This window comes from Luteimonas sp. TWI596, from assembly GCF_039674105.1.
Lineage (GTDB): Bacteria > Pseudomonadota > Gammaproteobacteria > Xanthomonadales > Xanthomonadaceae > Luteimonas.
This window is the reverse complement of sequence record NZ_JBDJMU010000028.1, coordinates 22,032-34,819: the sequence shown is the minus strand read 5'-3', so window position 1 is coordinate 34,819 and position 12,788 is coordinate 22,032. Positions and strand designations below refer to the sequence as shown.

The window sequence follows — 12,788 nt, the reverse complement described above, 5'->3', positions numbered from 1 at the left end:
GACCCAAGCTCCCCCACGATCTGATCGATCAAAGGTCGGACGGTCTGGCACGGGGCGATCCGAAAAATGCCAACTCCCGGACCGCAAAAGCAACTTACAAGGTCGGCACGCATCGCGGGCCGGGTGGGGGCACAGGCCGTCACGCGAAAAGCGTCCCATTCCCGCCTTCCCCCCGGGAAGGGCGCGATGCCCGCGCTGCGGGGGAAGACGCCAAGCACGATCACCGCGTGGGGTCGCCGGCCCCATCCGCCGGAGGAGCCGGCAGCACCGGGCGCAGCCCGCGCAACCGCAAGCGCTCCAGAACGCCGGCGACCATCTCGACATTGCGGCCATGGCGCGCGCCTTCGTGCAGCAACACGATCGCGCCCGGCGCCAGATCGGCATCGATGCGCGCGACGACCTTCGCCGTGTCGCTCTCCACCGCATCGAACCCACGTGCGCTCCAGGCCACACGCGCCAGCCCGGCGTCACGCAGCGGGGCATGCACGAACGGATTGCTGTGGCCGACCACCGAGCGGAACCACACCGGCGCCTGCCCGGCGATCGTCGTGAGCGTGCGCTGGCAATCGGCGATTTCGCGCCGCATCTGCGCCGGCCCCAATGCCCAAAACCGGGCCTGCAGATGCCGATGGCTGTGGTTGCCGATGCCGTGGCCGCGCGCGACGATCTCGCGGACCAAGTCCGGACGCGCGGCCGCGCGTTCGCCCACAAGGAAGAACGTCGCCCGCGCCGCGTGTGCGTCGAGCAGGTCGAGCAGCGGCCGGGTGTCGTCCGAGGGGCCATCATCGATGGTCAGCCAGACCCCGACCTCGCCCTCGGGCAGGCGCCGGAGCACCGGCCCGTACAGCCGCGAGCCGGGCGCCAGCACGCCCCACAGGCACAGCGCATGGCTGGCCAGCAGCAACGGCAGCCCGACCTGCCAGCTCCATTGCCACCACACCCACGCGATCACGGCCTGGGAGGCGAGCACCAGCGGCAGCCACAGGTAGGGGCGACGGGGCGGACGATGCGGCGACATGGCGCGCATCATGCCATCGCGCCCGCCGCGCATCGCAGCATTCCGCCAACGCGACCACCGGTCGCGGGCTTGCGTTGGCGGCCCCGCGCTACCATGTCGGTCTTCCCGCCTGTTCCAGGATGTTCTGCCATGTCCCTCGATCCCGCCCTCCGCACCCGCATCGAGACCCTGCTGCAGGGCAACCGCGCCGTGCTGTTCATGAAGGGCTCGCCGATGGCGCCGCAGTGCGGCTTCTCGGCCAAGGCCGTGTCCGCACTCGACGCGGTCGGCGTCGACTACGCCCACGTCAACGTGCTGGAAGACGGCGAGATCCGCGAAGGCATCAAGGTCTACGGCGACTGGCCGACGATCCCGCAGCTCTACGTCGAGGGCGAACTGGTCGGCGGCAGCGACATCATCGAGCAGATGGCCGGCAGCGGCGAACTGCACGGGCTGTTCGGCGTCCAGGCCCCGGACCGCACGCCCCCGACGATTGCGATCACGCTGCCCGCGCGCGAGATGATCACCAAGGCGCTGGCCGATGCCGGCGGCGACTACGCGCTGCAGATCGACATCGACCGAAACTTCCGCGCCCGCCTGCAGCTGGCACCGCGCAACCCGTCGGCGATCGTCAGCGACGTCGCCGGCCTGCTGGTGCAGTTCGACCTGGCCAGCGCCCGCCGCGCCGAAGGCCTGACGATCGATTTCGCCGACGACATCCGTGGCCGCGGCCTGGTCATCGACAACCCGAACGCGCCCAAGACGGTCCAGGAGATCGCCCCGACCGAAGCCGACGACCGGATCGCCGCCGGCAAGCTCACGCTGGTCGATGTCCGGCCACCGGAGGAGCGCGCCACCGCCTCGGTCTCGCGTCCGTTCGAAGTCCTCGACGGCGACGGCATCCAGCGGCTGCAGGCGCTCCCCAAGGACACCCCGCTGGCGTTCCTGTGCCACCACGGCGGTCGCAGCCTCCAGGCCGCCGAGCACTTCCGCAACCAGGGCTTCACCCAGGTCTACAACGTCACCGGCGGCATCGACGCCTGGAGCGACAGCGTCGACGGCGGCGTGCCGAAGTACTGAGCGCGCGACTGCGCCACAGCACGGCCTGTCTGACAGCAACGCCTCCATCCCCACCTTCCCCCGCTTGCGGGGGAAGCAGCCAAGCGCACCACGCGGCCACGCCCTTCTCGCCCCCGCAGCGAAGACCAGGCACAGCGCGCGAGCAGGCACCTCCAACGCGCGCCGGGTGGAGGCATGGGCCGTCGCAGCGCGGCCGGTCGCGCTCAAGCCCCGGCCCCACCTTCCACCCGTGCGGGGCGCAATGCCTCCACGATGCAGGGACGGCGCCAAACACAGCCCCCGCGATGGGGCAGTCCCCTGCCGCCGCCAGCGGCACACCACTCAAGTCCGCCGCGGCCACGCCGATATCGATCGCGATCAGTCGCAGTCCGCCACGGCCCCTGGCCGAGGACGACCCCGGTTGCCTTTCGATGACGTGGCCTCCATGCGGAAATCCCCCAATCCGTCCGACACCCCCGCGCCTGCGACCGGCGCACGCGGGCGTGAGGGTGCGATCGGGTCGGAGGCACTGGTCGCGCTGTTTGCGCAGGCCCACGCGCCGCATGCCCTGCTGATCGCCTTCGCCGACGGCGTCGCCGGTCTCCACGACGAGCTCGGCAGTCTCGGCCAGTACCTGCAATCGGCCTGCGCCAATGGCGACTGGCCGGCCTACGGCCGCGCGATGCGGCAGCTGATCGACAAGTACATCCGCTTCGTCGATCTCGACACGCCTGCGTTGTCGGCCACCGATCCATCCATCCGCCTGCGCGACTTGCTGCGCCAGACGCTCGGCATCGCCCTCGCGGCGCTGCTGCGCAACGAACCGGCGCTGTCGGAAGAAGCCCTCGCGCTGGCCAAGGCCTTGCGTGCCACTGACGCCGGCGCACCCGATCTCGACCGCCTGTCGCAGCGGCTCACCGACCTGTGCCGTCGCATCGACGTGCATGCCGAGGCCACTGAAGAGCAGGTCGCGCTGCTGATCGGGCTGTTCGACCTGTTGCTCGAGAACATCGGCGAGTTGCTCGACGAGAAGAGCTGGCTGCATGGCCAGCTGGCACAGATCCGCGGCCTGCTCGCCGGGCCGCTGGACCGGGGTTCGATCGAGGAAGCACGTGCGGAACTGCGCGAGGTGATCTACCGGCAGGGCGTGCTCAAACAGGGCATCGATGCGTCCAAGGTCGCGATGAGGACGATGATGTCGACCTTCGTCGAGCGCCTGGATGGGATGGCGATGCACACCGGTGAGTACCAGGACCGCATGGCCGGGCATGCGCAACGGATCCGCGAGGCGCGCAGCATCGCCGGCCTCAACGCCGTTCTCGACCAGATACTCGACGATACCGGACGGATCCAGGCACAGGCGCTGCGCGCGCGCGACGACCTGATCGCCACCCGGCGGGAAGTCGAGCAGAGCGAAAAGCGCATCCACCTGCTGGAGCAGAAGCTGCGCGACGCCGCCGGGCTGGCACGCGAGGACGAACTGACCTCCTGCCTGAACCGGCGCGGCTTCGACGAGGCCTTCGAACGCGAAGCCGCGCGCGCGCGCGAGAACCGCCCCCTGTGCATGGCGCTGGTGGACCTGGACGACTTCCGCCGCCTCAACGCCACCCACGGCCACCTGGGGGGCGACGCCGCGCTGCGCCACTTCGTCGACGTCGCCCGCCTCACCCTGCGCGACAGCGATATCCTGGGCCGCTTCGGCGGCGAGGAGTTCGTGATCCTGATGCCGGCCACGACACTCGCCCACGCCCTGGCGGCGCTCGCGCGCCTGCGCACCGTGCTCGCGCACCGGCCTGTCGTCCACGACGAGACCCGCATCGTCATCACCTTCAGCGCAGGGGTCGCACTGCGCCGCCCGAACGAAACGCTCGAATCGCTGCTCAAGCGCGCCGACCTGGCCATGTACAGCGCCAAGCGCGCCGGCAAGGACCGCGCGATGGCCGCCCAGGCCTGAGTCGCGCCCGCCGCGGCGGGCCGGGAGGCTACACTCCCGCGGTCGCGTCGAAGGATGTCGCATGCTGCCGGGCTGGATCCTGCTGCTGGTGTCGCTGGGCTACGCCGCGCTGCTGTTCGCGGTGGCGTGGTACGGCGACCGGCGGCCGCTGTATCCACAGCGGCCGTGGCTGCGCCCGTTGGTCTACAGCCTGGCGCTGGCGGTGTACTGCTCGTCGTGGACGTTCTACGGCGCGGTCGGCACCGCCGCGCGCCAGGGTATCGGTTACTTGCCGATCTACCTCGGTCCGCTGCTTCTGTTGCTGTTCGGCTGGCGCATCCTCGAACGGCTGGCGCTGATTGCGCAGTCCCAGAACACCGTCTCGATCGCCGACTTCATCGCCTCGCGCTATGGCCGCTCGCAGCGGCTGGCGGCGATGGTCGCGGGCATCGCGCTGGTGGCGGCGGTGCCCTACCTCGCCCTGCAGTACAAGGCGGTGGCGATCAGCCTGGGTGTGCTCGGCGGCCCCGATGAGGCGGTCACGCCGTTCGGCGACCCGGCGTTCTACGTCGCCGTGCTGATGGCGTTGTTTGCGATCCTGTTCGGCACCCGCAAGGTCGATGCCACCGAGCACCGGCCCGGCCTGATGCTGGCGGTGGCGCTCGAATCGCTGATCAAGCTGCTGGCACTGGTCGTGGTCGGCCTGTTCGCGACACTGTGGCTGGGCGCGCGCGACCTGCACATGGTCGAGGCCACGCGTGCGCTGATCGACAATGCGCCGCCCAGCGGCTTCGTGGCGCAGAGCCTGCTCGCGTTCGCGGCGCTGATCTGCCTGCCGCGCCAGTTCCACGTGGCGGTCGTCGAATGCGGCGACGTGCGCGACATCCGCCGCGCGCGCTGGCTGTTTGGCGGCTACCTGGCGATCGTCTGCCTGATGGTGCTGCCGATCGCCAGTGCCGGCGTCGCACTGTTCGGCCGCGATGGCCCGGTCGCCCCCGACAGCTTCGTGCTCGCGCTGCCGATGGCCGAGAACGCCGACGTGATCGCGCTGTTCGCCTACGTCGGCGGCTTTTCGGCCGCAACGGGCATGGTCATCGTCTCTTCGGTCGCGCTGGCGACGATGCTCAGCAACGATCTGGTGATGCCGCTGCTGCTGCGCCGCGGCTATGCCGAGCGCCACGGCGGCAACGTCGGCTCGACCGTGCTGTGGATCCGCCGGGTGGCGATCGTCGCGCTCGCGGCGCTGGCCTATGGCTACTACCGGGTCAGCGGCTCGGACACCACGCTGGCCGCCTACGGCCTGATGTCGTTTGCGGCGGTTGCGCAGTTCGCGCCGGCACTGATCGGTGGCCTGTACTGGCGCGGCGCCAGCCGGCGCGGCGTCGAGGCCGGGCTGCTGCTGGGCTTCGCGATCTGGAGCTACACGCTGATGCTGCCGGCGCTGACCGAGTCGGGCTGGATCCAGCCGCAGTGGCTCGACGCCGGCCCGTTCGGCATGGCCTGGCTGCAGCCGCGCGCGCTGTTCGGGCTCGCCGGCTGGGACCCGCTGACCCATGGCACGTTCTGGTCGCTGCTGGGCAACGTCGGCGCGCTGCTGCTGGTGTCGGCGCGCTGGCGTCCCTCGCTCGACGAGCGCCTGCGCGCGGCGCCATTCCTCGACCCGTATGCCGAGCGGCGCGCACTCGCATCGGAGGACTGGAGCGGCAACATCAGCGTCGGCGACCTGCTGACGCTGATCGGCCGGATCGTCGGCGACCGCACGGCGCGACATGCGTTCGACGAGTACGCGCAAGCCCAGGCGCGGCCGCTGGTGCTCAACGCCTCGGCCGACCGAACCTGGCTGCAGTTCACCGAGCGGCAACTCGCCGCCGCGGTCGGCGCGTCTTCCGCGCGCTTGCTGATGACCAGCGCGCTCAAAGGCTCGGGCATGGAGGTCGACGAGGTCGTCGCGATGCTCGACGAGGCCGGCCAGGAGCTGCGCTTCAACCGCGAGGTGCTGTCCTCGACGCTGGAGAACATCGACCACGGCGTGAGCGTGGTCGACCGTACGATGCGCCTGGTGGCGTGGAACCGCAGCTACCAGCGTCTGTTCGGCTACCCCGACAACATGCTCTACGTCGGCCGCCCGGTCGCCGACCTGATCCGCTACAACGCCGAACGCGGCGAACTGGGCCCGCGCGACGCGATCGACATCCAGACCGAGGTCGACAAGCGCATCGCCTACATGCGCGCCGGTTCCCCGCATGTCTCAGAGCGCGTGCTCGGCAACGGCCAGGTCATCGAACTGCGCGGCCAGCCGCTGCCCGGGGGCGGCTATGCGACCAGCTACAGCGACGTCACCGACTACAAGCGCGCCGAACGCGAACTGCGCGAGATCAACGAGACGCTCGAACAGCGCGTGGCCGAGCGCACCCGCGAGGCCGAGGCGGCGCAGGAATCGCGCTCGCGCTTCCTGACCGCGGTCAGCCACGACGTGCTGCAACCGCTCAATGCCGCGCGACTGTTCACCTCCGCGCTCCGCGAGACCCCCGACCCGGGCGAACAGCGCCACCTGGCCGAGCGCATCGACACCTCGCTGCGCGCGGCCGAAGAACTGCTCGACGGCCTGCTCGACGTCTCGCGCCTCGACGCCGGCGCACTCAAGCCGGATATCGTCGACTTCGATGTCGCCGAACTGCTGCGCCAGCTCGCCGGTCAGTACGCACCGATGGCCAAGGCGCGCGGCCTGGACATCCGCCTGCACGCCCCGCCCACCCCGGTGCGCAGCGACCGCCGCCTGCTGCGCCGCGTGCTGCAGAACTTTCTGGCCAACGCGCTGCGCTACACGCGCAGCGGCCGCATCGTGCTGGCGGCGCGCCGACGCGGCGACGGGGTCGCCCTGCAGGTCTGGGACACGGGGCCAGGCATTCCCGAACACCACATGACCCAGATCTACGACGAGTTCCACCGCTACGAGCACAGCTTCGACTGGGACGGCCGCGGCCTTGGCCTGGGCCTGTCGATCTGCCAACGCATCTCCCGGCTGCTGGGGCACACACTCGACGCGCGCGCGATGGTCGGCCGCGGCAGCATGTTCTCGATCACCGTACCGCGCAGCGCATCGGCGGCGATCGTCACCGCGCCAGCCCCCACGCCGCTGCGCGACGAATCGCTGCGCGGCCTGCGCGTACTGTGCGTAGACAACGACGACGACATCCTCGCCGGCATGCGCGCCCTGCTGCGGCGCTGGGACGTGGTGCCCCTGTGCGCCAAGACCATCGACGAGGCGATCGCGGCGATGGACGAGGCGCCCGACGTGCTGCTCGTCGACTTCCATCTGCACGACCGGCTCGACGGCCTCGACACCCTCGACGCACTGCGCGGCATGGCGCCCGAGACGCCCGGCGCCCTGCTGACCGCCGACGGCAGCGACGCGCTCAAGCAGACCGCCCGCATCCGCGGCTACCGGGTGCTGACCAAGCCGGTCAAGCCGGCATCGATGCGCGCCTTCCTCGCCGCCCAGCGCAGCGCGATGACCGCCCGACGCGCCCGCGCCGAAGGGCGCCTTTCGTAACAGAGCCGCGCGCCCGGCAACAACAAAGACTTGCCGGCGCGCCCTGCCTGGGCGGCGGGCGCTCGCCACCGCCGCCGGCGCTCGCCCGCGCGTCCTTTCGGACGGATGCCCCCGCATGACGATTCCCTAACGCCCCCCGTTGCTAGGCTGCAACCTTTCGCAACGCAGACGCCGCATGAGCACACGCTACCTCATCCGTATCCCCGACGCCGGCAAGGCCCGCGCTTCGGGCACCTACGCCCTGCAGTCGCAAGGCCCCGAGGGCATCGCCGCCGAGCTCCAGGACGCCCTGCGCGGCGACACCCTCTTCGCCCGATGGCGCGCCGACCAGCCCGACCCCGACGAGGTCGATCCGTCGCTGGGCATCACCGACCCCACCGCGCGCGTGGTCGGCGAACAACGCGACCTGGACATCGACCTGACTGTGGACACCTCGATCTCGAGCACCGTCCTCAAGCACCGTCTGCGCCTGCTCGCCGGCAGCGCCTGGGAACTGCGCGACGTCCGCGCGGCCTGAAGCCCGCCCCCACCCGGCGCGCACACGCGCCGACCTCCCCCGCAAGCGGGGGAGGTGCGTCATGCGCGCTGCCTCCTGGGCGCGTGGTACATCTCTTGTCCGCGTGCAGAGCAGTGCCTGCTGACCACTCAGGCGAGGTGATCGCTGATCACACGCAAACATTGGCGCTTGCTCTGCCTCTGCCTCTGCCTCTGCCGCTGCCGCTGCCGCTGCCGCTGCCTTTGGCTCTGGCTCTGGCTCTGGCTCTGCCTCTGGCACTCGCACTCGCACTCGCACTCGCACTCGCACTCGCGGAAGCGTGCTCCCTCCCCCGCTTGCGGGGGAGGGTTGGGGTGGGGGCCGCCGTACGCGACAACGCAACGCCAACCTTGCACTCGTTGCACGCATCCCTGTCGTCATCGCGTCATTGGCAGCCCGGCATCCCCTCCTCGCTTAGCGCCTGCCGAATCCGAAGCCACACGCCCTCAGGATTGCCAAGCACGTCGTGATTCCAGAACCGCAGCACCCGATACCCTTGCGCGCGCAGGAATGCATCGCGCGCAGCGTCGGATGTCGACTCGGCATGCTGCCCACCGTCGACTTCGATCACCAACCCTTGCGCCAGGCAGACGAAATCGACCACATAGGGGCCGATTGGATGCTGGCGGCGAAACCGTGCGCCGGCCATCTGGCGCATCCGCAGATGCCGCCATAAGGCACGCTCGGCATCGGTCATGGTCTGGCGCAGTCGACGTGCCAGGTCGCGTTTCGCACCCTGCCGCATTGATGCACTCCCACGATTGCAGGAATGTCGAGCTTGCGGGCTATCGCAACAGTCGACGATCGGGACTTCCCACACGCGTGAGTCAGCTCATGCCGCGCCTTGCTGGCGACTCGAACAGCAAGCAATAGGCGCCTCTCCGGAGTGAGCGAGGCAAGATACTAGATGCCGGCGATACGGTTACCTCCCCGCCCGCGCGGGAGGTCGGCGCGTGTGCGCGCCGGGTGGGACCGACGTCTAGGCGCAGCGCGCGCTCAACGTCTCGTCCTTGCAGTGCCGACGCTCAGGCGATCAACCGGGTCAGCGGCGGCAACGCGTAGTGTACGGCGATGCCGATGAAAACCGTCATGCCGACCCAGTGGTTGTGCAGGAATGCGCGGAAGCAGGGCCCACGCTCGCGACCGCGCGCGATCGAGAACTCCCAGACCACCAGCCCCATGGCGACCGCAAGCGCCAGCCAGTAGTTGGGACCCAGTGCTGCCAGGTGACCGGCGATCGCAAGCGCGGCGAACATCGCCGTATACAGCGCCGCCTGCGCGAGCAGGTCGAAGCGCCCGAACAGGATCGCGGTGGAGCGCGCCCCCGCACGGATGTCGTCCTCACGATCGACCATCGCATACCAGGTGTCGTACGCGGTCGCCCAGAAGATGTTGGCCACGAACAGCACCCAACCCACGACCGGCACCGCGCCCTGCACCGCCGCGAACGCCATCGGGATCGCCCAGCCGAACGACAGCCCCAGGTAGACCTGCGGCAGGTGCGTGTAGCGCTTGAGGTAGGGGTAACTGGCAGCGAGCACGACACCGACGATGCTCATCAGCACCGTCAACCGATTCATCGTCAGCACCAGCGCAAACGCGACCAGCATCAACCCGGCGAACAGCCACAGCGCCTCGCGTCCTCGCACCGCACCGCTCGCCAGCGGGCGATCCTTGGTGCGCTCGACGTGGGGGTCGAGCCAGCGGTCGGCATAGTCGTTGATCACGCAACCAGCCGAGCGCGTCAGCCAGACCCCGGCGCTGAACACAGCGAGCGTCCAGAGCGGCGGCACCCCCTTTGCGGCGACCCACAGCGCCCACCAGGTGGGCCACAGCAGCAGCAACCACCCGATCGGACGATCGCCGCGGACCAGTTTCCAGTACAGCGCCAGACGCTGGCGCCAGGCGGGCCTGCTCGGAGAAGTGGGAAGCGATGCGGACATGACGGGCGACAGGTTAGCGGCGACGCCTCAGCAGGGCCAGGTGTTTCGGCGCGCGTCGCCTCCCTGCCGCGGTACGCCCCCATCCCAACCTTCCCCCGCACGCGGGGGAAGGCGCAAAAGCGGCAGCCCGTGAAGCGCGCAATGCCCCGCGATGGGGGGGGGTTGCAAAGGCGGAAGTCCGTGACGGGCGCAAGACCCCGCGATGCCGGGGGAAGGCGTAAAGCCGCAGCCCGCACACGTCACCTCCCCCGCTTGCGGGGGAGGTCGATGCCGTCAGGCATCGGGTGGGGGCAAGGGCCTGCCGCACTTTTGCCCCCATCCCAACCTTCCCCCGCACGCGGGGGAAGGCGCAAAAGCGGCAGCCCGTGAAGCGCGCAAAGCCCCGAAATGCGGGGGAAGGCGCAAAAGCGGCAGTCCGTGAAGCGCGCAATGCCCCGCGATGCGGGGGAAGGCGCAAAGGCGCGGAAGCGGTATGCGAGATCAGGCCTTGTCGGCTTTGTACTCGTAGTAGCCGTAGCTGTAATAGCCCGTGGCGCGCTTCTCGACGGCGTTGAAGATCACACCCTTGACCTGCACGCCATTCTGTTCGAAGCGCTTCTTGGTCAGCAGGATCTCCTTGGGCTGATTCACGCCGAAGCGCGTCACCAGCAGGCTCGAGCCGGCATGGCGGGCGATCAGCGCGGCGTCGGTGACGGCCAGGATCGGCGGGGTGTCGACGATCACCAGGTCGTACTGCTTGGACAGCGCCTCGAGCATCTGGCCGAAACGCGGATGCATCAGCAATTCCGACGGGTTCGGCGGGATGTCGCCACGCACCATGTAGTCCATGTTCGCCACACCCTCGGCCGCGCGGATCGCCTCGGTGGCCTCGAGCTTGCCGCCGAGCACATCGGACAGGCCGCTGGTTTGCGTCACGCCGAGCACCTTGTGCAGCGACCCCTTGCGCATGTCCGCATCGATCACCAGCACACGCTGGCCGGCCTGGGCGATCACCGCAGCCAGGTTCGCCGACACGAAGGTCTTGCCCACCGCCGGACGCGGGCCGGAGATCGCCAGGATGTTGTTCTTGGCCTCGAGCATCGCGAAATGCAGGCTGGTGCGCAGGCTGCGGATCGCTTCGATCGCCAGGTCCGCGGGCGCATTGACCGCGAGCAAGTGCTGCCGCTTGTCGAAGCCCGGGTCGCGGCGCACGCGCCCCCTGCGGTTGCGCAGCCGGTCCATGACCAACAGGTCGCGCGACTCGCTGAGCGGAATCGACGCGTAGACCGGCAGGCCCAGCTCCTCGATCTGCGCAGGATCCTCGATGCCGGCGTGCAACGCACGCTGCAGGAACACCAGGCCCACGGCGAGGAAACCGCCGAGCAGCGTGCCGATCAGCACGATCAGCGGCTTGCGCGGCTTCACCGGCCGCTGGGTGTCGACGACCGCCGGGTCCACGATCCGCACGTTGCCGACGGTGCCGGCGCGCGCGACGTCGAGCTGCTGCGCCTGGTTGAGCAGCCCGGTGTAGAGCTCGTTGCTGACCTGCAGGTCACGGGTCAGCGTCAGCAGTTCCTGCTGGGTGTCGGGCAACTCGCCGACCTGCTTCTGGAAGGCGGCCTTGCGCGCTTCGAGTTCACCGATCTGCTTGAGCAGCGCGCGATAGGCCGGGTGCTCGCGCGTGAAGCTGCGGTCCATCTCCGCCTGCTGCAGGCGCAGCTGCTGGATGCTCGTCTCGACCGCCACTTCCTGCTGCAGCAGCCCCTGGGTCTGCATCGTGATGTCGACCGAGTTCGCCCGGGTCTGGTACTCGTTCATCGCCTTCTGCGCCGCCTCCACCTGGAGGCGCACGGTCGGCAACTGCTCGCGCACGAACTCCAGCTGCGCACCGGCTTCGGCCGAGTTGCGCTCGACGTTCTGGCGCACGTAGGCCGATGCGACCGCCTGCAGGAAGGTCTGCGCGAACTGCGGATCGGGATGCTCGAACGACAACTGCAGGATGCCGGACTCGCGCCCTTGCTCAGAGGCACGCACGTCTTGCTGGTAGCCGGCCACGACATCGAGCCGGCGCAGCTTGGTCACCTCGAACCGTGTCCCGGGATTGGCGCGCAACGTCGCGACCTGCAACCTGACACCACCGCCTTCGGCGTCGGTGCCGACGGTCCCCTCCAGCAGCAACTGGTCATCCGGCCCGAACAGGCTGAAGCGCGAGGCGTCGTCCCCCACGCGCAGCGTCAGCGGCTCGTTCTCCCAGATCGCCGGCACCGTCATGCCGACGATTTCGACATGCTCGCCGCCCCAGCCGTAGCGCGACAGCCCGAACCACGGCGATCCCACGGCGTCGGGCGTCTCGGGCGAGAAGCGGCGCGCGAGGAAGCCGCCGATCAACGGAAAGCGCGCCGGCTCGATGACCACATCGGCATGCGTGCTGTCGACGGCGTCGCCGATCACCGTGCGCGACGTGATCAGCGCGATTTCGGTCGTCGCCGCCGCCGACGTGACGCCACCACCCAGCGACGACAGGTCCGGCAGACCCGGAATGGTCGGCGCTTTGGACTCCACCTGCACCATCGAGCGCGCCTGGTAGATCGGCGTCGCCAGTAGCGCGTAGGCCACGCTGACCACGAAGAACGCCGCGGTGATGCCGATGATCCACCATTTGCGATCGATCAGTGCACCGACGATCTCGCGCAAGTCGATCTCATCCTCGTCCTTGGGGGACACTCCTGTTTCCTTGCTCATGCAGTGGCTCTGGCTTCTGTAAATAAGGCGCAATGCGCGGAAGATAC

General features: G+C 69.5%; 8 protein-coding genes. 4 read left to right on the top strand and 4 right to left on the bottom strand.

Annotated elements, in window-relative coordinates; translation table 11 throughout:
* Positions 1–220 precede the first annotated feature (220 nt).
* Positions 221–1,018, bottom strand: coding sequence for a polysaccharide deacetylase family protein (locus ABE487_RS15910; protein ID WP_346452627.1), 798 nt, complete (start codon positions 1,016–1,018; stop codon positions 221–223).
* A gap of 129 nt (positions 1,019–1,147) precedes the next feature.
* Between ABE487_RS15910 and grxD the strand changes: the two genes are divergently transcribed.
* The 4 genes from grxD (at position 1,148) to ABE487_RS15890 (ending at position 8,059) form a co-directional block, all read left to right on the top strand.
* Entirely contained in the window at positions 1,148–2,077 is a 930-nt protein-coding gene (grxD, locus tag ABE487_RS15905) for a Grx4 family monothiol glutaredoxin (protein ID WP_346445558.1), read from the top strand.
* 424 nt (positions 2,078–2,501) lie between these two features.
* On the top strand, positions 2,502–4,010 hold the full coding sequence (locus ABE487_RS15900; protein WP_346452628.1) for a diguanylate cyclase: 1,509 nt from the start codon (positions 2,502–2,504) through the stop codon (positions 4,008–4,010).
* 61 nt (positions 4,011–4,071) lie between these two features.
* On the top strand, positions 4,072–7,542 hold the full coding sequence (locus ABE487_RS15895) for a PAS domain-containing hybrid sensor histidine kinase/response regulator (RefSeq protein ID WP_346452629.1): 3,471 nt from the start codon (positions 4,072–4,074) through the stop codon (positions 7,540–7,542).
* A 175-nt stretch (positions 7,543–7,717) separates the two neighbouring features.
* The gene (locus ABE487_RS15890) at positions 7,718–8,059 is read left to right on the top strand and encodes a hypothetical protein (protein ID WP_346448642.1); all 342 of its coding nucleotides are present in this window, start codon (positions 7,718–7,720) and stop codon (positions 8,057–8,059) included.
* Between the two features lie 403 nt (positions 8,060–8,462).
* Here ABE487_RS15890 and ABE487_RS15885 read toward each other — a convergent pair whose 3' ends face one another.
* The 3 genes from ABE487_RS15885 to ABE487_RS15875 all read right to left on the bottom strand — a co-directional run bounded on the left by ABE487_RS15885 (position 8,463) and on the right by ABE487_RS15875 (position 12,741).
* Positions 8,463–8,822 (bottom strand): endonuclease domain-containing protein, encoded by a 360-nt coding sequence (locus ABE487_RS15885; protein WP_346445560.1) that lies wholly within the window; start codon positions 8,820–8,822, stop codon positions 8,463–8,465.
* Positions 8,823–9,102: 280 nt separating this feature from the next.
* Positions 9,103–10,020 carry a 4-hydroxybenzoate octaprenyltransferase gene (gene ubiA / locus ABE487_RS15880; RefSeq protein ID WP_346448640.1) on the bottom strand — a complete coding sequence of 306 codons (918 nt, stop codon included), beginning with the start codon at positions 10,018–10,020 and terminating at the stop codon, positions 9,103–9,105.
* 480 nt (positions 10,021–10,500) lie between these two features.
* Positions 10,501–12,741, bottom strand: coding sequence for a polysaccharide biosynthesis tyrosine autokinase (locus ABE487_RS15875; protein ID WP_346445553.1), 2,241 nt, complete (start codon positions 12,739–12,741; stop codon positions 10,501–10,503).
* Positions 12,742–12,788 lie beyond the last annotated feature (47 nt).